Origin of the sequence: Dactylosporangium sp. NPDC005555 (genome assembly GCF_040605635.1) — a bacterium.
Taxonomy (GTDB): domain Bacteria; phylum Actinomycetota; class Actinomycetes; order Mycobacteriales; family Micromonosporaceae; genus Dactylosporangium.
Genome location: NZ_JBEXDG010000021.1, coordinates 73,655 through 94,578 on the forward strand (window position 1 = coordinate 73,655; position 20,924 = coordinate 94,578).

General features: G+C 71.8%; 23 protein-coding genes and 1 pseudogene. 11 read left to right on the forward strand and 13 right to left on the reverse strand.

Annotated features, from left to right (window positions below; genetic code table 11):
• Positions 1–28 precede the first annotated feature (28 nt).
• A complete protein-coding gene (locus ABZS58_RS24145) occupies positions 29–502 on the reverse strand; it encodes a hypothetical protein (RefSeq protein WP_354784993.1) in 474 nt (157 codons plus the stop codon).
• A 111-nt stretch (positions 503–613) separates the two neighbouring features.
• Here ABZS58_RS24145 and ABZS58_RS24150 point away from each other — a divergent pair, with 111 nt between their 5' ends.
• Genes ABZS58_RS24150 through galE form a run of 6 tightly spaced genes read left to right on the forward strand, consistent with a single transcriptional unit; the run spans position 614 to position 5,439 of the window.
• Complete coding sequence (locus ABZS58_RS24150) at positions 614–2,560, forward strand: hypothetical protein (protein ID WP_354784995.1); 1,947 nt, start codon at positions 614–616, stop codon at positions 2,558–2,560.
• A gap of 9 nt (positions 2,561–2,569) precedes the next feature.
• Positions 2,570–3,256 (forward strand): response regulator transcription factor, encoded by a 687-nt coding sequence (locus ABZS58_RS24155; RefSeq protein ID WP_354784997.1) that lies wholly within the window; start codon positions 2,570–2,572, stop codon positions 3,254–3,256.
• Positions 3,256–4,026, forward strand: coding sequence for a phosphatase PAP2 family protein (locus tag ABZS58_RS24160; RefSeq protein ID WP_354784999.1), 771 nt, complete (start codon positions 3,256–3,258; stop codon positions 4,024–4,026). The genes ABZS58_RS24155 and ABZS58_RS24160 overlap by 1 nt, the downstream gene beginning before the upstream one ends.
• Positions 3,933–4,304 (forward strand): hypothetical protein, encoded by a 372-nt coding sequence (locus tag ABZS58_RS24165; RefSeq protein ID WP_354785001.1) that lies wholly within the window; start codon positions 3,933–3,935, stop codon positions 4,302–4,304. The genes ABZS58_RS24160 and ABZS58_RS24165 overlap by 94 nt, the downstream gene beginning before the upstream one ends.
• Positions 4,301–4,435 (forward strand): hypothetical protein, encoded by a 135-nt coding sequence (locus ABZS58_RS24170; RefSeq protein ID WP_354785003.1) that lies wholly within the window; start codon positions 4,301–4,303, stop codon positions 4,433–4,435. Before ABZS58_RS24165 ends, ABZS58_RS24170 begins: the two co-directional genes overlap by 4 nt.
• Positions 4,432–5,439 (forward strand): UDP-glucose 4-epimerase GalE, encoded by a 1,008-nt coding sequence (gene galE, locus ABZS58_RS24175; protein WP_354785005.1) that lies wholly within the window; start codon positions 4,432–4,434, stop codon positions 5,437–5,439. Before ABZS58_RS24170 ends, galE begins: the two co-directional genes overlap by 4 nt.
• Before the next feature lie 29 nt (positions 5,440–5,468).
• Here the strand turns inward: galE and ABZS58_RS24180 are convergent, their stop codons facing one another.
• Positions 5,469–7,289 (reverse strand): DUF4118 domain-containing protein, encoded by a 1,821-nt coding sequence (locus tag ABZS58_RS24180; protein WP_354785007.1) that lies wholly within the window; start codon positions 7,287–7,289, stop codon positions 5,469–5,471.
• 381 nt (positions 7,290–7,670) lie between these two features.
• On the opposite strand from ABZS58_RS24180, the gene ABZS58_RS24185 reads away from it, so the two are divergent.
• Together ABZS58_RS24185 and ABZS58_RS24190 are read left to right on the forward strand one after the other, a co-directional pair.
• Positions 7,671–8,321, forward strand: a complete 651-nt coding sequence (locus tag ABZS58_RS24185) for a hypothetical protein (protein ID WP_354785009.1) — start codon at positions 7,671–7,673, stop codon at positions 8,319–8,321.
• 142 nt (positions 8,322–8,463) lie between these two features.
• Entirely contained in the window at positions 8,464–9,735 is a 1,272-nt protein-coding gene (locus tag ABZS58_RS24190; protein WP_354785011.1) for an MFS transporter, read from the forward strand.
• On the opposite strand, the gene ABZS58_RS24195 is transcribed toward ABZS58_RS24190, so the two are convergent.
• The 5 genes from ABZS58_RS24195 to ABZS58_RS24215 form a co-directional block, all read right to left on the reverse strand.
• Entirely contained in the window at positions 9,678–11,054 is a 1,377-nt protein-coding gene (locus tag ABZS58_RS24195) for a TfuA-like protein (RefSeq protein ID WP_354785013.1), read from the reverse strand. The two genes, ABZS58_RS24190 and ABZS58_RS24195, sit on opposite strands and share 58 nt — an antisense overlap.
• Positions 11,051–12,229: a YcaO-like family protein gene (locus ABZS58_RS24200; protein ID WP_354785015.1), complete on the reverse strand. Its 1,179-nt coding sequence runs from the start codon at positions 12,227–12,229 to the stop codon at positions 11,051–11,053. The genes ABZS58_RS24195 and ABZS58_RS24200 overlap by 4 nt, the downstream gene beginning before the upstream one ends.
• Before the next feature lie 148 nt (positions 12,230–12,377).
• Entirely contained in the window at positions 12,378–12,536 is a 159-nt protein-coding gene (locus ABZS58_RS24205; RefSeq protein WP_354785017.1) for a hypothetical protein, read from the reverse strand.
• Between the two features lie 16 nt (positions 12,537–12,552).
• A complete protein-coding gene (locus tag ABZS58_RS24210; RefSeq protein ID WP_354785019.1) occupies positions 12,553–13,233 on the reverse strand; it encodes a hypothetical protein in 681 nt (226 codons plus the stop codon).
• A 13-nt stretch (positions 13,234–13,246) separates the two neighbouring features.
• Entirely contained in the window at positions 13,247–13,882 is a 636-nt protein-coding gene (locus ABZS58_RS24215; RefSeq protein WP_354785021.1) for a hypothetical protein, read from the reverse strand.
• A 167-nt stretch (positions 13,883–14,049) separates the two neighbouring features.
• Here ABZS58_RS24215 and ABZS58_RS24220 point away from each other — a divergent pair, with 167 nt between their 5' ends.
• From ABZS58_RS24220 to ABZS58_RS24230, 3 genes are all read left to right on the forward strand, one after another.
• Entirely contained in the window at positions 14,050–15,147 is a 1,098-nt protein-coding gene (locus ABZS58_RS24220; protein ID WP_354785154.1) for a hypothetical protein, read from the forward strand.
• A 15-nt stretch (positions 15,148–15,162) separates the two neighbouring features.
• A complete protein-coding gene (locus tag ABZS58_RS24225; RefSeq protein ID WP_354785023.1) occupies positions 15,163–15,831 on the forward strand; it encodes a YdcF family protein in 669 nt (222 codons plus the stop codon).
• A gap of 116 nt (positions 15,832–15,947) precedes the next feature.
• Positions 15,948–16,166, forward strand: coding sequence for a DUF6855 family protein (locus ABZS58_RS24230; RefSeq protein ID WP_354785156.1), 219 nt, complete (start codon positions 15,948–15,950; stop codon positions 16,164–16,166).
• A gap of 164 nt (positions 16,167–16,330) precedes the next feature.
• Here ABZS58_RS24230 and ABZS58_RS24235 read toward each other — a convergent pair.
• From ABZS58_RS24235 to ABZS58_RS24260, 6 genes and pseudogenes are all read right to left on the reverse strand, one after another.
• Positions 16,331–17,356 (reverse strand): annotated as a pseudogene (locus ABZS58_RS24235) (glycosyltransferase 87 family protein); the annotation flags it as partial.
• Entirely contained in the window at positions 17,353–17,760 is a 408-nt protein-coding gene (locus ABZS58_RS24240) for a hypothetical protein (protein ID WP_354785025.1), read from the reverse strand. The pseudogene ABZS58_RS24235 and the gene ABZS58_RS24240, both read right to left, overlap by 4 nt.
• Positions 17,757–18,905, reverse strand: coding sequence for a molybdopterin-dependent oxidoreductase (locus ABZS58_RS24245; protein ID WP_354785027.1), 1,149 nt, complete (start codon positions 18,903–18,905; stop codon positions 17,757–17,759). The genes ABZS58_RS24240 and ABZS58_RS24245 overlap by 4 nt, the downstream gene beginning before the upstream one ends.
• On the reverse strand, positions 18,872–19,525 hold the full coding sequence (locus ABZS58_RS24250; RefSeq protein WP_354785029.1) for a methyltransferase domain-containing protein: 654 nt from the start codon (positions 19,523–19,525) through the stop codon (positions 18,872–18,874). Before ABZS58_RS24250 ends, ABZS58_RS24245 begins: the two co-directional genes overlap by 34 nt.
• Positions 19,522–20,166, reverse strand: coding sequence for a TIGR04282 family arsenosugar biosynthesis glycosyltransferase (locus ABZS58_RS24255; protein ID WP_354785031.1), 645 nt, complete (start codon positions 20,164–20,166; stop codon positions 19,522–19,524). The genes ABZS58_RS24250 and ABZS58_RS24255 overlap by 4 nt, the downstream gene beginning before the upstream one ends.
• Complete coding sequence (locus ABZS58_RS24260) at positions 20,163–20,816, reverse strand: glycosyltransferase family 2 protein (RefSeq protein WP_354785033.1); 654 nt, start codon at positions 20,814–20,816, stop codon at positions 20,163–20,165. Before ABZS58_RS24260 ends, ABZS58_RS24255 begins: the two co-directional genes overlap by 4 nt.
• Positions 20,817–20,924 lie beyond the last annotated feature (108 nt).

Consider the following 20,924-nt stretch of genomic DNA (forward strand, 5'->3'; position numbering starts at 1 on the left):
ACGTCCGGGGCAGCAGCGGTCGGGGTGATCAGGGGGTCTGGCTGGGGCTGACGGTCGGCGCAGCGCTGGACGGCGGCGGGACCGCCGTGCTCGCCGGACCCTTGTCGGGCTGCCGTTGCTCCTGGCCGCCGCCCTGGTCGGCCTCGTCGCCCTGGCCTTCCTGACCTTCCCGGTCGCCCTGCTCGCCGTGCCGGTCGCCGTCGCCGCTCTCACCGTCGTGGTGTTCTCCGACGATCGCGGCACCGGCGACGGCGCCGACGAGGGTGCACGGGACCACCGCCAGGACCAGGGTGGCCGCGACGGCCACGACGGCCGCCCGCCCCGGCGTGGCGACCATGCCCCGCCATCTGGATCGGCCCGGCGGGGCAACGGGATCAGGGGTCGCACCGGTGGCGGTACCGGGGGTGCTCGACGCGGGCCACAACGGCTGCGCCGCCGCGGTCCCGTGCGCCGCCGGCACCGTCTCGTCCGAAGGTGTCACAGGGTCGTGTTCAGCACTCATGCCGCCGAAGGTAGGCACCCGAACCTGAAAATACGTTGAACGCCGTAACGCCTACACACTGTAGGGGTAATCTTCAGGGGGTCTTCAGGGACCTATGCCTACGGTCCGGCCATGGTGAGCATGACGGGCGTGACGACACGCCACGGGCGCGCGGCGGCGGCGGCACTGACCGGCTGGTTCGTGGCCTGGTTCGTGATCATGGCGTGGAACGGCGGCGGTTCATGGCACTTCTTCGTGCAGGGAGCTCAGGCACTGGCCGACACCGACGACGCGATCCGCGGCGGGCTGCACACCTATGCGGCGGCGCCGATCCTGCAGATCGGGCCGGTCGCGCTGCTCGCCTCCCTCGCCGCGATGCCGGCCGGTGCGGTCGGCGCGCTGGCCATCTGGCAGGTGCTGGGCGCGGTAGCCGGAGTGGTCGTGCTGTGGCAGATCCGCCAGATCGGCGCGACGGCCCGTCCCGACCTGCTGCACGACGGGCGGCTCGACCGGCGGGTCGCCGCCGCGGCCGTGTTCTTCGTCCCGGTCTGGCTGTTCCTGGCCGTCGGTGTCACCCACGTCGACGACGTCCTCGCCCTGCTGTTCACGGTCCTGGCGCTGCGGGCCGCGGTCGCCGGGCGGCCGGTGCTCACCGGCGCGCTGCTCGGCCTGGCCGTCGACGCCAAACCGTGGGCGTTGCCGTTCGGCTGCCTGCTGCTCCTGCTCGGCGGCCGGCGGGCGGTGCTGTCCGGTGCCGCGACCATGGCGGCCGTCATCGCCGCGGCCTGGCTGCCGTTCTTCCTCGCGGATCCGGCCACCAGCAACGCCCTGCACTTCACCATCGCCAACACCGAACTGTCCGCGCTGCGGGTGCTCGGCGTCCACGACCCCCGCACCCCGCCGTGGGACCGGCCCGCGCAGGCGGTGCTCGGCACCGTGATGGCGCTGCTGGCGTGGCGCCGCGGCCGGTGGGCGGCGATGGTGCTGCTCGCCGTCGGTGCCCGCGTCGTGCTGGACCCGGGCACCAACAAGTACTACGTCGCCGGGGTCGTGGTCGGCGCGGCGCTCTGGGACGTCCTGGGCTCCCGCGCCGAGTTGCCGTGGTGGACCACGACCGCCTGCCTCGGGCTGTTCACCGCCCGCTGGGTGCCGATGCCCGATACCGCGCACGGCTGGCTGACCCTGCTGTACGTCCTGGCGTGCGCGGCGCTGCTGTTCACCCCGGTGAGGGCCACTGTTTTCAGCGACCGTTCAGGTCCAGGATGTGAGGCTACGGACATGAGGATCGCCCGCCGTCTGGCGAACAAGGTGCCCGAAGTCACCGTCTACTTCTGGATCATCAAGGTCCTGGCCACCACGGTGGGCGAGACCGCCGCCGACCTGCTCAACATGAACCTCGGGCTGGGCCTGACCTGGACGACGGTCGTCGTGGCGGTCCTGACCGCCGGTGCGCTGACCCTGCAGTTCCGGTCCGGCCGGTACGTGCCGTGGCGGTACTGGCTGGTCGTCATCCTGATCAGCGTCGCCGGCACCCTCGTCACCGACAACCTCGTCGACAACTTCGGGGTCCCCCTCGAGGTCACGACCGCGGTCTTCGCCGTCGCGCTCGCCGTCACGTTCGCGCTGTGGTACCGCAGCGAACGCACCCTCTCGATCCACACCATCACCACGACCCGGCGGGAGTCCTTCTACTGGGCGGCGATCCTGTTCACGTTCGCGCTCGGCACCGCCGCCGGCGACCTGCTCGCCGAGCGGATCAACCTGGGCTACCTGCCGTCCGCGGCCATCTTCGCCGCGGTGATCGCCGTCATCGCGATCGCGTTCCGGGCGGGGGTGCTGGGCGCGGTGTTCGCGTTCTGGGCCGCATACGTGCTGACCCGCCCGCTCGGCGCCTCGCTCGGCGACTGGTTGTCGCAGTCCCGCGACAACGGTGGCCTCGGCCTGGGAACGGTCGGGCCGAGCGTGGTGTTCCTGCTCGCCTCGGTCGCGCTGGTCGCCTACCTGACCCGCACCCGGGTCGACGTGGCCGAGGACCGGTCCGCGGTGCTGGCGCCGGTCAACGCGCGCACCTACCGGTAGGGGGTCCGGATGCGGCTGCTGCTGGTCGAGGACGAGGTCGGGCTGGCCGAGACGATCCGGGACGGGTTGCGCACCGAGGGGTTCACCACCGACCTGATCTTCAACGGCGTCGACGGGCTGTGGGCGGCGACCGAGTCGCCCAACGGCGCCTACGACGCGATCGTGCTGGACATCATGCTGCCCGGGCTGAGCGGCTACGAGGTGTGCCGGCAGCTGCGGCAGCGCGACGTGTGGACGCCGGTGCTGATGCTGACCGCGAAGGACGGCGACTACGACGAGGCCGACGGGCTCGACCTCGGCGCCGACGACTACCTCACCAAACCGTTCTCGTTCGTGGTGCTCGTCGCGCGGCTCCGGGCCCTGATCCGCCGCGGCGCGCCGCAACGGCCGGTGGTGCTCAGCGCCGGCGACCTGCGCCTGGACCCGGCCCGCCGGCGGGTGACCCGCGGCGACGACGAGATCCCGGTGACACCGCGGGAGTTCGCACTGCTGGAGTTCATGATGCGGCACGCCGGTGACGTGGTCACCAAGACCGCCATCATCGAAAACGTCTGGGACGCCGCGTTCGACGGCGACCCGAACATCGTCGAGGTCTACGTCGGCTACATCCGCAAGAAGATCGACCATCCGTACGGGCGGTCCGCGATCCGCACCGTCCGCGGCGCCGGCTACCGCATGGACCCGGACGGCGGCTGATGCGACGGATTCCCGTGGCCTGCGCCGCCGCACTGGGCCTCCTCACCGTGCTCGTCGTCCTCCGCTGGGGGCCGCTGATCCGCCTCGACACCGCCGTCAGCGACGGCGCCCGCAGGTTCGCCCTGGACCACGACGGCTGGCGCTCGGCGATGTCGGCGATCACGCACAGCGCCGACACCCAGGTGCTGCTCCCGGTCGCGCTGCTGCTGGCCGCGGTGCTCCTGCTGCGGCGATGGCGCACCGGCCTGCTCTTCCTGCTCGGCACGGCGGTCACCGCCACCGCCGTCCGGCTCACGATCCTGACGCTGGTGCACCGCCCCCGCCCGGTCGACCGGCTCACCCCGACCACCGGCTGGGCCTTCCCGTCCGGGCACACCACGTCGTCCGCGGTCACCGCGGGCATCGTCATCGTCCTGGGCTGGGCCGTGCTGACCGGCCGGTGGTCCCGGGCCGCCCTCGTCGCCGTCGCCGGCGGCTGGGCCGTGCTCGTCGGGGTCAGCCGGGTCGCGCTGCTCGCGCACTGGCCCACCGACGTGCTCGGCGGCTGGCTTCTCGCCATCGGCGTCACGGTGGCCTTCACGCGGTTGCTGCGGGTTCAGCGATCTTTCAGCACCGGACGGCCAGCATCTCCCCCACGCGACGAAGGCCGGTCGCACCGGACCGAGGGGAGCCAGGAATGCAACACCAGCCAGCACCGCACGCACGACGGCGCATCGTCGTCGTCTCCGCCAGCTTCGGCGCCGGACACGACGGCGCCGCCGCCGAGCTGACCCGGCGCCTGCGGGCCGGAGGCCACCGGGTCGACCGGCACGACTTCGTCGACCTCGTCCCGCGCCGGGCCGGGGAACTGCTGCGCGGCCTGTACCGGCGGCAGCTCACCACCCTCCCCCGGACCTGGGGATGGCTGCTGGCCCTCGCCGGATCGCACCGCCTGGCGGGCAACGCCGCCGCCCTGACCGCCACCGCCGACGACGCGACGCTCGCCGCGATCGGCACCGACGCCGCCGCGGCCCTGCCCGAGTCCGTCGCGCACCTGGTCGCCGCATGAAGCGGGCACTCACCGCGGGACTGCTCGCCGCGGCCGCGATCCACGCCGCACTCCCCCAGCTGATCGGCTGGTCCCGCGACCGGGGACTGCGGCTCGGCACCGTGGCCGAACACCAGGCGGTGCCACGATGACCTGGCTGGTCACCGGCGGCGCCGGATACATCGGCGCCCACGTCGTCGCGGACCTCCTCGCAGCCGGCGAACGCGTCGTCGCCCTCGATGACCTGTCCACCGGCGACCCCGCCCGGCTGCCCACCGGCGTGCCCCTCGTCGTCGCCGACGCCGGTGACCCCGTCATGCTGCGCGCCACCCTGGACCGGCACCACGTCACCGGCGTCATGCACCTGGCCGGCAGCAAGTCCGTCCCCGAATCGGTGCGTCGCCCCATCTGGTACTACCAGCAGAACGTCGGCGTCGTCGGCGCGCTGCTCGCCGCGATGGTCGACACGCGCGTCTCCCGGCTGGTCTTCTCCTCGTCCGCCGCCGTCTACGGCATACCGGACACCGCAACCGTCGCCGAGACCGCACCGCCCCGGCCACTCAACCCGTACGGGCAGAGCAAACTCGTCGCGGAACAGCTCATCGCCGCCGCCGGCCGGGCGCACGGCATCTCCTGGATCGCGCTGCGCTACTTCAACGCCGTCGGCGCCGGCGCCCCGCACCTCGGCGACCGCGGCGCCACCAACCTGCTGCCACTCGCCTTCGACGCCCTGGAGACGGGCGTGCCGCTCACCCTCGCCGGGACCGCGCTGCCGACCGCGGACGGCACCGGCGTCCGCGACTACGTCCACGTCGCCGACCTGGCCGTGGCGCACCGGCTGGCCGCCCAACGCCTCACCGGCAGGCACTGCGCCAAGATCTACAACGCCGGCGCCGGCCGCGGCCACTCCGTCCTGGACGTCGTCCGCGCGGTCGCGTCCGTCACCGGCACACCCGTGCCGGTCCTCGCCGGGCCGCCACGGCCCGGCGACCCACCGCAGGTCGTCGCCGCGATCGACCGCATCCGCGCCGACCTGCACTGGCGACCCCGGCACACCCTGCTGAACTCGGTCACCTCGGCGTGGAGGGCCCGCCACGCTCATCCCGGCACGCCGGGGCTGGTCATGTCGTCCTCGCCCGGCACGGGACGGAGTTGAGCTGAGGTCGTCTGCCGTGCGGCCGTTGCTCACGCGCCATCGATCGGGATCCTGACCAGCAACGTGGTGCCGTGCCCGACCGGGCTCTCCAGCTCCATGTGTCCCCCGATCGTCTCGACGCGGTCCTGCAGGCCGATCAGCCCGGACCCGTTGCCGGGATCCGCTCCTCCGATCCCGTCGTCCTGAGCCAGGATCTCCAGCGTCGCGTCCCCCGCCTCGACGTCGACCCGCACCATGGACGCCCAGGCGTGCTTGATGGCGTTGGTGAGCACTTCCGACACGACGTAATACGCGGTCACCTCGACAGGCTCCGGCAACTGCCGGTCGAGACTGAGGTTGAGATCGACCGGGAGCCCACTGCGGCGGGCGAGCGTCTTGAGCGCCGGGCCGAGCCCTCCCTTGGACAGGATCGCCGGATGCATCCCGCGCGACATCTCCCGCAGATCCTCGAGAACGCCGGTCAGGCCCTCCGCGGTGTTCGACAGCAGCGTCCTGACCGAGTCCTGGCCGGCCGGCAGCGAGGCCTCCGCCATGCGAAGCTCCAGACACAGCAGGACGAGACGTTGCTGCGCGCCATCGTGCAGATCGCGTTCGAACCGGCGGCGGGCGTCGTCGGCCGCGGCGACGATGCGGGCGCGGGACGCGGTCAGCTGCGCGCGGCTGTCGGCATTCGCGATCGCGGTCGCGACGAGGTCGGTGAAGTCGACCATACGTGCCTCAGCATCGGACGGTATCGGCTCAGGCTTCGTGGACACGACGACGGCCACACCCCACAGGCGACCCTCGACCATGACCGGAACCCCGACTCCCGAACGAGCACCCAGCTCACGCAGGATCGTGGCGCTGGAGCCCACAGCGTTGTCGTAGCTGTCCATCCGGGCCGCGCGGCCGGTGCGCAACACCGCACCGGCGACGTTGTCGCCGTCGAGCGGGACGAGTGTATCGGGTATGTCGCCGGCCAGCACGTTGTGGCCCGCGACACGGGAGGCCTTGCCGTCGGCCTCAAAGCGGATCAGCGCCGCGCTGTGGAGGCCCAGAAGCGCGCCCAGCTCCGTCGTCACCGCCCCGAACACCTCGGTCGGCGAGGCCCCGCGAGCGGTCAGCGTCGCCACCCGCCGCAACGCGGCCTGTTCCGCCACGAGCGCGCTGAGCGCCGCACGGTTCGCCTCCCGGTCGGAGGCCGCGCGCAGCAACGCCTCCAGGGAGGGGATCACCCGCTGACGGAGGCGTGCCGACATGTTCTTGGGCAGATCGGCGGGGACCAGGAGCGTACCCAGGCGCGTGGCACGGTTCCACAGCGGGAACGCGGTATAGCGCTCGTCTGCGGTGACCGGGCCGAGCCTGATCGCCGCGAACGGCAACGCGAACGCCTCAGCGAGCCGGTTCGACGCCGTGCCCAGCGCCGAACGCAGGTCGTCCGCGCCGAGCATGAGATGGGCCAGCTCGGCCGCGAGGTCGGCCTCCCTGCGCCGTTCGGATGCCTCGACGGAACGTGACCGGGCCAGGTCCGTCAGGCCGGCGGTCAGTACCCCGGCGACGATGAAGAACGTGAAGGTCTCCAGGTTCTGACGCGCGGAGATGTCCAAGCTCGAATAGGGCGGGACATGGAAGTAGTCGAGGGCGAGGGCGCTGGCCACCGATGTCATCACCCCCAGCCTGGCGCCCCACACGGTCGAGATCACCAGGACGCCGAGCAGGTAGACCAGGCCCTTGGCACTCTCGTGGGTGGCCTGTTCGAGCGGGAACAGGGCGACGGTCTCCACCACGATGAGCGATGCGGCAACCACGAGCCCGAGCACCAAGGGCGGCTGCGCCGGGCGCAACAGCAACGACACCAGACGCGCGCGCATCACCCACCGCACTCCTCACACATCGCCACGGCTCCACGTGGAAGCCGAAATCAGTCAGGACGACGAGCAGTCAGACATGTGCGACCGTGGTGTCCTGGGCGCAGAATCGGACATTCTGTATCGCCATAAGGAACAATTCTCCATAAATCATACTGCCCGGACCTCCCGCAACGACCTGCTCGCGCGCCCGGCGGGCGACCTGGCTCAGTGACAGCAGACGCACCACCAGCAACCCGCCTGCCGGCCCTGCCAGCACCAGACGCCGCCGCTGGTGGCGAAGTGAGATCGGGGGTGGCGGGGGCGCCCTGGTGTGCGGGGTTTGCCGGGAGGGGTAGCCGCATCGCGATCCACCACCAGATCCGCTAGGAGGCGATCGTACCGATGCGCGGGCCTGCCAGATCCTCGTCGGTGCTCACCGCCGTGTTCGTGCTGGCGATCTGTGCCGCGCTCGGCACGATGCTCATCTCCTTCGACCAGCGACGGCGGGCCGAGCACACAGCCGAGGCCGAGGACCGGGCAAGATCCGCGGTGACAGCACTGGCGCTGCTCGTGACGGACACCGAGGCAGCCCGGTGCGGACTCGCCGTCACCGGCGACCAGCTGTTCCGCACCCGTCTGGCCGGCAGCCTGGACGTGATCCCGCGACGGGAACGGGAACTGCAACGAAGCGTCGCGCACGACCCCGTCAAAGTCATGCTGGTCCGGCAGATCACCCTGTACCTCAACGAGTACCTCAGCAACTACCTGTCACCGGCACTGGCGACGAGCCGCGCCGGTGGCCCGGCCATCGTGCCGAACGCGATCATGCTCGCAGCGCGGCGACACGCCGACCTGGTCGGATCGCACCTGGACCGGCTGCTGGAACTGGTGAACCGGGCCACCGTCAGGGCCCGGGCGAGAGCCGAGACGCACAGCAACACGGGCATCCTCGCCGGCGCTGCCGCCTTGACTGCAGTGCATGCCGGCGATACCTCGACTGCACACACCGAGACTAGGTTCCATGCGGGTGGAGGAATGGTGTGTGCGCCCTGAGCCAGGACATGAAGCGCTAGTCTCTTCGCGGTTAGCGCGCCGGAGGGCCAACCTGCGCGCTCCGTGCTGGACGGAGATGGCGGGCCCGGGATAAGGAGTCGTCTGTGATGCGGAGGCTGGCCTTGAGTCAAGGGTTGCCTTCGTGATCGAGTCTTCGAGCCGTCCTGGCCCGGCGTTTGCCGCGTATTTTGCTGGTCGGGTGTTGTCGAGTGGCGGTTCGGCGGTGGCGCCGTTGGCTACCGCGTTTGCGGCATTGCATCTGGGTGGCGGTGCGTCGGCGTTGGGCTGGGTGCTGGCGGCGGGCCTTGCGCCACAGTTGGTGTTGCTGCTGATCGGTGGGGTGGCCGCCGATCGCTGGTCGCGCCCATTGATCATGGTGGTGTCGAATCTTATTGCGGGTGGCGCGCAGGCGGTCGCGGCGATCGCGGTGCTGACTGGGGTTGCTCGGGTGTGGCAGTTGGCGGCGGTGGCGGCGGTGATCGGAGCGACTTCGGCGTTCTTCGGGCCAGCGGCGCAGGGGGTGGTGCCGCAGTTGGTGCCGTCGGAGCGGTTGCAGCGGGCGAACGCATCGGTGCGGCTGGGGCAGAACGTGGCGAAGGTGGCCGGGCCGGCGTTGGGTGGTCTGGTGGTCGCCGCGGTAGGGCCAGGGTGGGGGCTGGTCTTCGATGCGGCGACGTTCGTGTTGGCGGCTGGGTTGTTCGCAGCGTTGCGGGTGCCGTTGGATCGGGCTCGGGGTGCGGTGTCGTTCGTGGCGGATCTGCGGGATGGGTGGTTGGACTTCTGGTCGCGGCGGTGGTTGTGGGTGATTGTGGTGCAGTCGACGGTGGTGGTCGCCTGCTGGCTGGCTGGTTATCAGCAGTTGGGTCCTGTGTATGCGCGGGATCATCTCGGTGGCGCGGCAGGGTGGGGGCTGGTGGGCGCGGCCTTGGCTGGTGGGTTGCTCACTGGATCGGCGGTGTCGTTGTTGCTGCGGCCGGTGCGGGTGGCCGTCGCGGTGTGTGTGGGAACGGGGGCGATGGCATTGCCGCTGGCGGCGATGGCAGCTGGTGCGCCGCTGCCGGTGCTGCTGGGTGTGGTGGTGGTGACGGGGGTCGGGTTGGATGTTTCGATCGTGACGTGGACGACGGTGGTGCAGGCGAGGATTCCGGCGCATCGGCAGGCCAGGACGAGTGCGTACAGCACGTTGGGGCAGTTGGTGCTGGTGCCGGTGGTGTATCTGGTGTGTGGTCCGCTGGTGTCGCGGTTCGGTCTGCTGACGATGTTGGGGGTGTTTGCGGTGCTGATCGCGGCGGCTGCGGTCGGGCCGATGTTGGTCCCGCAGGTCCGGACGCTGCGACTGCCTGGGCCGGACGTGGATCAGCCGGTGACCGCGCCGGCCGGCACGGATGGGCTGACGGTGGCGGCGCGTAGGTAGAACGAGCGGGCCACGGTGATGGCGCCGCCGAGACCGTCGAAGCCGCGGTCGCGGGCGGCAGCGTCCAGTTCGGCGGCATGGGTGGGGGTGATGCCCCAGACGGCGGCGAGGTGGACGCGGATCAGGTCGGCCCGGATGCGGTGGACGGTGCGCCGTGGGTCGGCAGCTACTGCGGCGGCATTGGTGGCGAATGCGGCGGCGATGTGGCGCGGGCTGTGCCGCCCAGGCTCGATGAGGTCGCGAGCCTCGTCGAGGCTGGTGGGCCAGATGGCTGCGGCGGCGTCGAGGCGGGCCGAGCGGACGACGATACGCAGGAGAGCGTCGTCGTTGCATAGGCTGAGCAGTTCGGTCGGGGTGAGCCAGTGACTGCGCTGGTCGGGCGTCAGCGTGTCGGCGGTGAGACCGTGCTGCGCTGCTGCGGCGAGCGCGGCAGCGTCGAGGGCCGTGTCCGTGGCGGGTGGCGGTGTCTGGCCGGCGATCCAGGTGAGCACGTAGCGGCGCCAGCGGGCGGGGAACACCGGGTCGTACAGCTGCTGGTGCTGCAGGACGGCGAGAAATGGCACGTAGCTGTCGCCTGCGGGGACGAGGCAATACCGGGAGCGCCAGTGCCGAGTGTAGGAGGTGCGCCACGGCTGGGTCGTCCAGCTGAGGTCGGCGGCTGGCAGGTTCGGGCAGCCGGCTGCGACCCAGGCCAGGGCGGAGATCGCGTCGTCGCGTTTGACGTTGCCCGCTGCGGGGTGGGTGTGGCGCCAGTCGGTGATGCGCCGGATGGCGTCGGTCAGGTCCGGTTCGGCGGTGGCTGCGCGAGCCAGTGCTGGCCAGGTCCGCTGTGGGTACGGCATGGCGCGGGCCAAGCCGAGCAGCCGGTCGGCGTGGCCGCGGTCCAGGACGTGGTCCTGGGTGGCGGCGGCGAGGGTGGCGCGGACGTTGACCAGGGCTTCGGAGAGCTGGCGGTGATCGTCGGGGGTGTGGATGACGGCGACTTCGTCGTCGGCGTCGATGGTGCCGTCGGCATAGGCGGCGAAGACCTCACCGATGCCGATCATCCCGTAGCGGTGCAGTTCGGCGGCGCGGAGCGCGCCCATGCTGGATACGCCGATGACGGTCGTGCCGGCTGCGAGGAGTTCGAGGATCTCCTTGTGCCGGACCGGGGCGCTCTGATGGAAGACGCCGTCGATGATCACGACGACATCGCCGGCCGCGCAGTTCAGCCGGTACAGATCCCCGTGGCGGATCGGCGGGTGCACCTGCGCGTCGGGCAGGTGGGTGCGGATGGTGTGTTGGTCGATGGTCGGTCCGGCGAAGACGGTGACGATCATCGCGTACCTCCGAGCACGCCGTTGCGGGCGGCACGGCCGACGGGTCGTGGGATTTCATGTCGGGCGGTGTACGCCAGGCCGGGGCAGAGGACCTTGACAACGGCGAACTCGGGCCGGTCGGCGAGGACGACCCGTAGCGGTGGGCTGCCGCCGGCCGAGAGGTGTTCGGCGAGCCAGGTGGCTTCGGCGTCGTCGCTGTCGAAGGTGCGGGTGTAGGCGGCGGTGATGTCGGGCCAGCTGCGGGTCGGGGTGGTGCTGGCGGGCGGGTGGTAGGTGCCGGGGGTGTAGATGGCGGGGTGGATGTCGTCGCGGGTGCCGGTGATGAAGGTGAGCCGGCTTTGAACGGCTTCGGTGATGGCGCGGGAGAGTGCGACGGCGGGGTCGCTGTGGGCGCCGGAGCCCACGACCATGCAGCTGGCGGTGTCGTCGCGCCACAGGTAGCAGGCGAAGCACGGTATCTGCCAGCGGTTGGGGATGTGGACGAGTTCGAGCCAGGCGCAGGCGGCGTGGATGCGGTCGATGATGCTGCGGCAGGCGTCGTCGACGACGGACGCCGGGTCGAGGTGATCGCGGTCCGCGATGGGGCTTGTGGCGAGGATGCTGGTGGCGTCGCGTTCGATGGCCTCGTAGCAGGCGTGGATGGTGGCTTCGGCGATGGTGTTGCCGGAGGCGAGTCCGTTGGAGGAGCCGGATCGTAGGTAGGGCCGCCAGGCTGTGGTGGTGTGCTGGCCCATGTGGACGGCGCTGACCGGCACCAGAGTCGGCTGTCCGGTGGGCAGGATGGTGGCGGGGATCCAGTCGAGGCGGGTGTGCTGGGTGAGCAGGCTGCCGGGGTGCTGTTCGAGGCCGGTGACGTCGTAGGACAGGTCGAGGGCGGCGGCGGAGGTGGCGTGCTGGGTAACGGCTGGGACGGCGCGTTCGGCGTGCCAGAGTTCGATGGCTTCCATGGCGGCGGAGATCCGGGCCAGGGTGAGGGTGGTGCCTTTGCCCTGCGAGACGCTCAGAGTGGTGGCGGTGGGCCGGACGGACATGACGACCGGGATGTTGAGGTCGTCGAGGCCTGTGACGTCGGCGAGGCGGGTAACACCGAAGTCGGGCAGCAGGGGCAGGATCGCGGTGAGGGTGTCGTCGGGGTGCCGGACGCGGTGGGTGCCGGTGTGGAAGACCTTGCGCATGATCCGGTGTCCGTTCGAGTGTTGGCGGAGTGCTGGACCCGCGCGACGGCGGACCCAGCACTGACAGACGCAGCTTCCGCGGTCACCCGGTGGCCGGCTGTCGCCAGTCACATCAAGGGGTGGGCGGATGGTGCTGATGGTGCTGGGTTCAGCCGACGTACACGGTCTCGTCGAAGAAGGACCGGTCGGGGATTGCCGCGTCGCCGCCGGCGTTCTGCGGCACGACGCCGTCGTCGAACAGCTGCTGCAGGTACGTCTGGTCATCGACGGTCGTGTCGGTGGGCTGGATGTCGGGCTTGGGCTGCATGACGTCTCCTCTGGGGTTAAAGGGCGAAGAAGCAGACGGTGCCGAGGATCGCGACGCCGTCCCCGGCGTGTGGTGGGCGCCAGTGCGGGATGTTGTAGCCGTCGAAGCCGTGGAACATCCCGTCGGTGAGCGGGAACTCCTCTCCGTCGGAGGGGAACGGTTCGGCGCCGATGTGGGCGAGGACCGCGTCGTTGCTGGCGTCGCGCAGCTGTGGCAGCCAGCCCATCGGGCCGAGGTTTTCGGTGAGCGCGAAGCTGACCGTGATGCCGGCGCATTTCACGCTGTCGCGGTGCACTGCCATGAAGTCGCCGGGCCGGTAGTACTTGAACCCGTACCTGGCCGGGACGAGCGTGCATTGTCCGGTCACCGCCCGGGCCGCCTCGAGCAGTGCCGGGCCGATGGCCAGTGCCCGCAGTGCCGAGCCGCCACGGTGGGCTCGGCACCGCTGCGGCGAGGTGATGCTGCCATCGCGGTAAGCCATCAGCCCAGGGCAGTCGTTGATCCGGTCCGCGGCGGCCGGCTCGCAGCTGACGGCTTCGCGGACCAGCGCGTCCCAGCCGGCGTCGTCGATGACGCCGGACAACGGCGCGGCACCCGTGCGCCGCCACTGTTCGGTGCGGCCGTCCGGTGAGGTGGGCTCGGTTGTTGGGGCTTCGATCGGCGGGCGGACGGTGTCGAGCACGGCGGTCTTCCTCACGTCTGTGGTGGCGCTACAGGTCGAAGTAGCAGAAGTTGCCGAGGATGCCGACCTCGCCCTCGAACGGCGCCCGGTAGTGCGGGGTGTTGTAGCCGTCGAAGCCGCGCAGACCCCGTACCGGCACCTCGAACGCCTCGAACCCGTCGGCAGGGAAAGGCCCGTACTCGGCGACCAGGCGACCGAGGACATCGTTGCCGACTGTCCGCAGCGACGGCGCCCAGCTCATCGGGCCGAGGGCGCCGGTGACCGTGAATGAGATCGTCACGGTGGCCTTCACGCTGTCGCGGTGTACCCCCATGTAATCCCCGGACCGGTAGAACACCCAGCCCGAACGGACCGGGATCAGCCGGGGCAGACCGGTCACCTCCCGGACCAGGTGCAGCAGGGTGAGGTCACGCAGGACGCCAGTGAGGGCCGGGCCGCCCCGGCAGCTGCGGAACCGCGACGGCGAGCAGAACGACCCGTCGTGGTGCGCGGCGACGTTGGTGAATCCGCCCGGCGCCGCCGTCGGTTGCAGTGCTTCCGCCTCGACGGTGAGGCGGTCCCAGATCTCCGCGCTGAGCACGTCGGGCAGGTCGATGAACCCATCGCCGGCCCAGGACGGCTGGGCAGCCGGTGACGCCGGGGCGGGGATTGCGGGAGCGGACATGCGCACCTCCGGTCGAGTTCGGTAGCAAGCGGCGGATGCCTTCGGGAACCGCACTTCTAGCGTCGACCGGCATCGATGAGTTGGGAATGTCCGGCTGTCGCACTTCCGTCGCACTTGTGCAGCACCCGCGGTCACGACATGCTTCTATGGACACGGAGGGCTGCGTGATGATTGCGGTGCGTGAATGGTCCGGGTCGGAGGCCTTAGCGCTGCGCAAGGCGATGCGGATGAGCGTCCGCGAGTTCGCCCTTCACCTCGGCGTCGCCGCTCGCACCGTGTCGAAATGGGAACAGCTCGGCCCGACGACCTCGCCGCGACCGCAGACCCAGGCGATCCTCGACACCGCTCTCGCCCGTTGCCCTGCCACCGTCCAGCTCCGCTTCGAACTGCACACCGGGACTGCTCGGCCGCAGCCGCCCGCCTCCACCCCGGACCTGCCGCGGTCAGGGTCTGGCGTGGACCACGAGTCGTGGACCGACGACCTCGAACGGGCCGTCGCCGCGCTGAGCCGGCAGAGCTTCACGATCGCCGGCACGCTGCTGGAGCGATGGCTGCACCGCGCCGACCCGCATCGCCTCGACGACACCGGCCGCTACCTGTACGCCCGCACCGCCACCATCCACGGCGACCTGCGCCGCGACCAGGGCATCATCATGGGACCGCACTCCGCCGACCGTTCCTATCAGCAGGCGCGAGCCCTGTTCGGCCAGCTCGGCAACGACCGTCGGCTCGCCCAGCTCGACCTCGCCCTCGCTGTCCTCACCGAGATGGCCGGCGATCTGGCGGCCGCAGCCACCCGATACGAAACTCTCGCGGTCGACGACCGGCTCAGCCGCCGTGACCGGGCCCGGGCCAGGCTGTGGATCGGCACCGCCTTGACCAAGCACGGCGACACCGGGTACGCCACTATCGTCATGACCGCCGCCGCCCGCGACTTCGAACACCTCGACGAGGCTGAAGACTGGGCCGTCGCCCAGCAGAAACTCGCCCTCGCCCACCGCGGCGCCGGCCGCATCGGCGACGCCCTGCGCAGCATCGGCCTCGCCCGCACCGCCGGCGGCGCCGACGCCCCGATGCAGCAGGTCCGTCTCGACACCGCACACGGCCACATCCTGCTCACCGACCCCGCCACCGCAGACGAGGGACTCACCCTGCTCACCCGCTGTGCGCGCCTCGCCGACCGGTACGGTATGCACCACCAACGGCGCAGCATCGACAGCATCCGCCACACGTTCGAGCGGACCAACGGCCGCGCCCACACGTGACCCGGGAGACCTCGCGTGACGCACACCCATACCCGGCCGATCACCGACCGGCAGCACCGCGACGCCCTCACCATCTGGCACTACCACCAGCTCAACCACGAAGTACAACCATGCGACGCGGCGATCGGACTCGGCAGCCACGACCTCGGCGTCCCCGTCCACGCCGCCCACCTCTACCAGGCGGGCCTTTTCCCGACCATCGTGTTCACCGGCGCAGTGAACCCCACCCGCCCCGACCACTTCCCCCGCGGCGAAGCCGTCCACTTCCGTGAACACGCCATCGCCACCGGCATCCCCGACGAAGCGATCCTCGTCGAGCCCCACGCCACCAACACCGGCCAGAACATCACCCTGTCCCGGCAGGCCCTCCAGGACGCCGGCATCACCGTGCGCACCGTCATGCTCATCGCGATGCCGTACATGCAACGCCGTGCCTACGCGACCTGCCGCAAACTCTGGCCCGACGTCACTGTCATCTGCGCATCGGCGCCGGTCACCTTCGACGCATACACGACCACCATCGGCGACGAACGCATGGTCACCGACATGCTCGTCGGCGATCTGCAACGCGTCATCGAATACCCGCACCTGGGCTACGCGATCGAGCAGGACGTACCGGAGGCTGTCCACGACGCCTACACCCGACTCGTCGCCGACGGCTTCGACAGCCGACTCATCAGCTGAACCAGACAACGCCGAGATTATGCCGTCGACAACCGGCGGCATCTGCGCCACCCACCAGCCGAACCTGTTCCCACGCCTCTGCACGCTGGCCAAACTGTGCTGCACGAGCAGGGCGGCTGGGTGCCGCCGACGGCACGGTCGATGCGTGGGGCCGTTCGCCTGAAACCCCGTCGGCGGCTGGTACGGGCTACCGCGGCCGGTTCGGCATGGAACTGCCGCCCTTGCTGGAGGAACTCGGCCTCGCCGGACTGACCCGCGACGCCCGCGGTAACCGCATCCGCGCCCGCTGCCATGTCCGGCCCTTCCATGCCACGAACACCAGTGCGGTCCCGTAGCCGAGCAGCTGCCCGGTGTGGATGCTGAACCCGGCGTCGGGCGCGAACTGGGCGACGTATCCGGCCACCGCGATCGCGAGCCACTCGGTCCGCGCGCCGAACGCGACGAGCATGACGAGCAGCATCGCGTACCAGGGGTAGCTCGGCGTGGTGACCAGCAGGGCCCCGCCGGTGGTGAGCGCGGCCGAGTGCCACGGTCGGTCCGGGTCGGCGCGGCGCCAGGCGACGAGGGCGAGCGTGGCGAGCAGGACGGCGGCGGCCGGGACGACGGCGGGGGCGGGCAGCAGCCAGGCGAGCAGGGCGAAGCGTGTGCCGTCGGCGTAGCCCTCCTCGTGCAGGTACCCGGGCAGGTATCCGAGGACGGCCGGGCCGGCGGCGAGCACGTGCGGCAGGTACACGGCCGTGACCGCGGCGGCGGCGCTCAGCGCGACGGCCACCGGGCGGCGGCGCAGGACGGCCGGGCCGAGGAGGGCTGGGGTGAGCTTGGTGGCGACGGCCAGGCCGAGCAGCACGCCGCCGAGCAGTGGGCGGCGGCCGCCGGCGAGCTGCCAGAGGGCGGCCGTGGCCAGGAGCACCGCCACGACGTCGACGTGGGCGTTGTTGCCGGCCTCGAGCGCGACGAGGGGGCACCACGCCCACAGGACCGCCCGGCGCGGGTCGTGGCCGAGGCGGCGTAACGCGTGCCAGAGCAGCACCGCGGTGCCGAGTGCGAACGCGGCCATGGTGAGCTGGACGGGCAGCTCGCGGTGGGCGCGGCCGAAGGCGGCGAAGACGGCCTCCGCGACGGGCGGGTAGATGGTCGGTACGTCGGGACGGTTGATCCGGGTGCAGCCGCCGGCGACGCACCAGTTGGCGGTGGGCGGCCAGAGGAATTCGTCGCGGAGGCCGGCGAGTTCCGGGGCGGAGGGCGGGTGGCTGTACGGGTCGATGCCGGCCTGCTGGACCCGGCCGTCCCAGATGTAGCGGTACATGTCGTCGCTGCTCGTCGGCGGCTGGCGGGTGGCGATCAGCGGCAGGAGCGCGCCGCCCAGGACGATGAGGGCGAGCGCGGTGCGGCGGTCCAGGCGCAGCACGAACCAGGCCCCGGCGGCGAACGGTATCCAGGCCAGGAGGTACCAGCGGCCGGGCAGGAACAGCGCGGCCGCGGTGGCCGCGAGGGCGGCGGTGGCGGCGAGGCGGTCGCGGGTCATCGGCGGGTCCGGATCAGACGGGCGGCGATCCACGCGCCGGCGGACAGCCAGATCGCGGCGAGCAGGACCGTCAGGCCGGTGGCGTAGGAGCGCGGGAACGCCGACGGGTTGTCGGCGAGGCGGCCCGCGCCGATGACGAACGGCAGCGCGACGACGGTCGTGGCCGCGCTGACGGCGAGGGCCGCCTGGACGGGGAGGCGGACCCCGGCCGGCACGAAACGCACCGTGAGCGCGCCCACCGCGAGGATCAGTGGGATGACCACGAAGTCGTGCACGATGACGGCCGCGGCCAGGAACCGTAGGCGTCCGGGCACCTCGCCGGGCTGCTCGGTGAGCCAGCCGTGCAGCCCGTAGGCGAGCACCGCCAGCCCGGCGGCCGCGAGCAGGACCCGGGCCGCCCTCATCGGGCCGCCGCCGTCACGGCCGTGACCCACTTGGTCTGCAGGACGCCGGGCCGGTTCGGGGCGATGAGCCGGCATGGGTACCCGTGGTCGAGGTGCAACGGCTCGCCGCCGATCCCGAGGGCCAGAAGGGTGAGCGGATCGTTGGCGACGGCGGGTTCCAGGGTCGAGAAGCGGTAGGGGCCGGTTTGTTCGAGCGAATCGACCGTGACCCGCAGGTCGTCACGCCCGTCCGCACCGACGAGCCGCAGCAGGTCCGCCATCCGCACCCCGTGCCATCGCGCGCCCGAGCTCCAGCCCTCGACGCACGCGATCGGCAGGTCGGCCGTTGCCTGCGGCAGGGCTGTGAGGTCGGCGAGGCTCAGCGCGTGGCGACCGGCCGGTCCGGTGACGACGAGGCGGAACGACGCGTCCGCTCTGACGATGCGTGCGGCGGCGGCGGTCTTGTTGACCGGCACGCCCTGCGGCCCGACACCGGGCACCCGCGGGGACAACAATGAGATGCGCCGCAGTGGTCGCACGGTCTGACCGACGGTTGCCACCGTGACCACCCCCGCCGCCGTGGCGGCGAGCGTGAGGACGCCGCGGCGGGTCCAGTCGTTCGTGAGCCGGACCTCGGCGGGCTCGCGGCGGCGCACCGCGGGCAGCTTCGCGGCCAGGTGCAGCAGCAGCGCGCCGGCGAGCAGCCAGGCGGTCCAGTAGTGGGCGCCGACGAAACCGAACGGCATGAGGGAGTACCAGTACGCGATGTCCAGCAGTCCGGTGACGAGCTCGAACACCGCGGCGGCGGACAGCAGGCCGGCGGCAGCGCGATCGAGGGCATGGCCGAGGCCGCGGACCGGCGGGAACGCGAACAGTTTCGGGTACACCGACCAGATCTTCGCCGTGACCAGCGGGATGCACGCCAGGCCGGCGGCGACGTGCAGGCCCTGGGTGATCCGGTAGAGCTGCACCGGCCGCGCGGGCCAGTGGAACCAGGACGGGGGGTGCTGGATCGCGTGGCTGAGCAGGCCGGTCGCCAGGCACACGAGGAACGCCACGCCGAGGCACAGGCCGAGGTTGGCGCTCAGCCGCGTCGAGCGCGCGGGGGTGGTGAACCGGCGATCGAGCCCGGTCACAACGCGGGGCGGGTGAGGCAGACGAACCATCTGCCGTCCTCCGTCCAGGTCTCGGTGAGCCGCAGCGAGGCGCGTGCGGCGATCGGGGCGATGGTGTCGGCGCAGACGAACGCCCACGGAAACGGCGTGCTCGTCCGGCCTCCGCCGATGAGGGTGAGCCGCCCGCTCCAGGTGCCGGCGCCGGGCGGGTCGACCTCGACGAGCACCGAACCCGACCGGGTGAGCAGCTCGCGGCAGCGGCGCAGGAGCCGCTCGGGGTCGCCGCCGATGCCGATGTTGCCGTCGGCGAGCAGCGCCCGGTCCCAGCCGCCCTCGTCGGGCAGCGGTTCGAACACGTCACCGTGCAGGACCGGGACGCCGCGGCGGCGGGCCATCCGGACCGCCTGCGGGCTGACGTCGACGCCGAGGGCGCGGTGTCCGCGCACGACGATGGCGGCGGTGAGTCGCCCAGGGCCGCAGCCGACGTCGAGGGTCGCGCCGGGGCAGCGTCGCAGCAGGCCCTCGTCGCCCGGCCGCGGTCCCTCGCACCACGCGGTGGGGTCGAGCGGCCGCACGTCCGCGCCGTGCCGGTCGACGAGCCGCAGCGGGGCCGATTCACCGCGTGCGACCCGCCGCAACGCGTCGCCGTAGACGGCCACCGGCGCGGTCAACGCGACACCCCGCCGTCCAGGCTCGCGACGGCGCGGGCGAACCGGCCGTGGCGGTGGTCGGCGGCCACCGCGACGGCGTCGGCCGCGGTGTCGACGTCGCGGAGCGTGACGGTCGTCGCCACCGTCAGCCCGCGTCTGTGCAGTGCCGCCATCGTGTGCTCGCCGGTGTGCGCCGTGGACATCGGCACGCCGCGGACGGCCGTTGCCGCGACCGGATCGCGGAGGCCGAGCAGCCACCAGCCGCCGTCGAGGGCGGGTCCGACGACTGCATCGCCGTGGCTGAGCGCGTCCGCCGCGGCGTTCAGGTGCTCCGGCGTGAGCTGTGGCGTGTCCATGCCGACGAGCAGCGAGGCGACCCCGGGCCGGGCGGCGTCCAGGAACGCCGCCGCGATCCGCTCGTCCAGGGACCCACCGCGCTGTGCGAGCACCCGCCAGCCCGGCGGGGCGTCGACGACCGCTCCAGAGGGGTTGTCCAGCACCAGCGTGCGGGCGACCGCGGGCACGGCGCTCAACGCGTCGATCGTGTCGCGAAGCGCGGCGGCCGCGACCAGGGCGGCCTCCTGCTGCGTCCATGGTGGACACAGACGCGTCTTCACCCGGCCGGGGACGGGCGCCTTGGCGAGCAGCAGGAGCTGGATCATCCGGTCATCACCCGGCTCATGTCGCGGACCGCGCGGAGGGTTCCGGCCACGGTGCCGGTGACCTTCGAGCGGCCACCGTCGGGCCGTGGCGAGTACGCGACGTCGACCTCGGCGATGCGCCAACCCGTGGCGGCGGCCCGGGTGACCATCTCCAGCGGGTAGCCGAAGCGCCGATCGGTCAGGTCCAGCGCCAGCAACGCCTCGCGTCGAGCGGCGCGCATCGGGCCGAGGTCGTGGACGGGCACCTTCGCCGAACGACGTAACCGCCAGGCGACCACGGCGTTGCCGAGCCGGGCGTGCAGCGGCCAGGCGCCCCGCGCGGTCGGGCGGCGCCGGCCCAGCATCAGGTCGCAGCCGCCGTCGAGCACCGGCACGGCGACGAGCGGGAGCTGCCGGGGATCGAACGAGCCGTCGGCGTCCATGAAGCACACCACGTCGGCGGCGGCGGCGGTCAGGCCGGCGTGTGCGGCGGCGCCGAAGCCGCGCGGTGACGCGTGCACGACGGTCGCGCCATGCGCCGCGGCGATCGCAGCGGAGCCGTCCGACGAGCCGTTGTCGGCCACGATCGGGTGGTAGCCGGCGGGCATCCGCGCCAGCACCCAGGGCAGCGCCACAGCCTCGTTGAGGCAGGGCAGTACGACATCAGGCATGTTCCGGACGCTATCCGCGATCTCGGCGGGAAGGTCTTACAAGCCGAGAAACACCCATTACGAAGCGCGAACATAGCCCTGCCCACCGCCCCCGACCAGCCTACGTTG

Excerpts from the sequence above, each read along its gene's own strand:
- ABZS58_RS24185 (WP_354785009.1), top strand. The coding sequence starts at position 7,671 with ATGCGCGGGCCTGCCAGATCCTCGTCGGTGCTCACCGCCGTGTTCGTG.
- ABZS58_RS24220 (WP_354785154.1), top strand. The coding sequence starts at position 14,050 with ATGATTGCGGTGCGTGAATGGTCCGGGTCGGAGGCCTTAGCGCTGCGC.
- ABZS58_RS24195 (WP_354785013.1), bottom strand. The coding sequence starts at position 11,054 with ATGATCGTCACCGTCTTCGCCGGACCGACCATCGACCAACACACCATC.
- ABZS58_RS24200 (WP_354785015.1), bottom strand. The coding sequence starts at position 12,229 with ATGCGCAAGGTCTTCCACACCGGCACCCACCGCGTCCGGCACCCCGAC.
- ABZS58_RS24260 (WP_354785033.1), bottom strand. The coding sequence starts at position 20,816 with ATGCCTGATGTCGTACTGCCCTGCCTCAACGAGGCTGTGGCGCTGCCC.
- ABZS58_RS24165 (WP_354785001.1), top strand. The coding sequence starts at position 3,933 with ATGCAACACCAGCCAGCACCGCACGCACGACGGCGCATCGTCGTCGTC.
- ABZS58_RS24215 (WP_354785021.1), bottom strand. The coding sequence starts at position 13,882 with ATGTCCGCTCCCGCAATCCCCGCCCCGGCGTCACCGGCTGCCCAGCCG.
- ABZS58_RS24150 (WP_354784995.1), top strand. The coding sequence starts at position 614 with ATGGTGAGCATGACGGGCGTGACGACACGCCACGGGCGCGCGGCGGCG.
- ABZS58_RS24145 (WP_354784993.1), bottom strand. The coding sequence starts at position 502 with ATGAGTGCTGAACACGACCCTGTGACACCTTCGGACGAGACGGTGCCG.
- ABZS58_RS24255 (WP_354785031.1), bottom strand. The coding sequence starts at position 20,166 with ATGATCCAGCTCCTGCTGCTCGCCAAGGCGCCCGTCCCCGGCCGGGTG.
- ABZS58_RS24170 (WP_354785003.1), top strand. The coding sequence starts at position 4,301 with ATGAAGCGGGCACTCACCGCGGGACTGCTCGCCGCGGCCGCGATCCAC.
- ABZS58_RS24180 (WP_354785007.1), bottom strand. The coding sequence starts at position 7,289 with ATGCGCGCGCGTCTGGTGTCGTTGCTGTTGCGCCCGGCGCAGCCGCCC.
- ABZS58_RS24245 (WP_354785027.1), bottom strand. The coding sequence starts at position 18,905 with ATGGTTCGTCTGCCTCACCCGCCCCGCGTTGTGACCGGGCTCGATCGC.
- ABZS58_RS24205 (WP_354785017.1), bottom strand. The coding sequence starts at position 12,536 with ATGCAGCCCAAGCCCGACATCCAGCCCACCGACACGACCGTCGATGAC.
- ABZS58_RS24155 (WP_354784997.1), top strand. The coding sequence starts at position 2,570 with ATGCGGCTGCTGCTGGTCGAGGACGAGGTCGGGCTGGCCGAGACGATC.
- ABZS58_RS24240 (WP_354785025.1), bottom strand. The coding sequence starts at position 17,760 with ATGAGGGCGGCCCGGGTCCTGCTCGCGGCCGCCGGGCTGGCGGTGCTC.
- galE (WP_354785005.1), top strand. The coding sequence starts at position 4,432 with ATGACCTGGCTGGTCACCGGCGGCGCCGGATACATCGGCGCCCACGTC.
- ABZS58_RS24160 (WP_354784999.1), top strand. The coding sequence starts at position 3,256 with ATGCGACGGATTCCCGTGGCCTGCGCCGCCGCACTGGGCCTCCTCACC.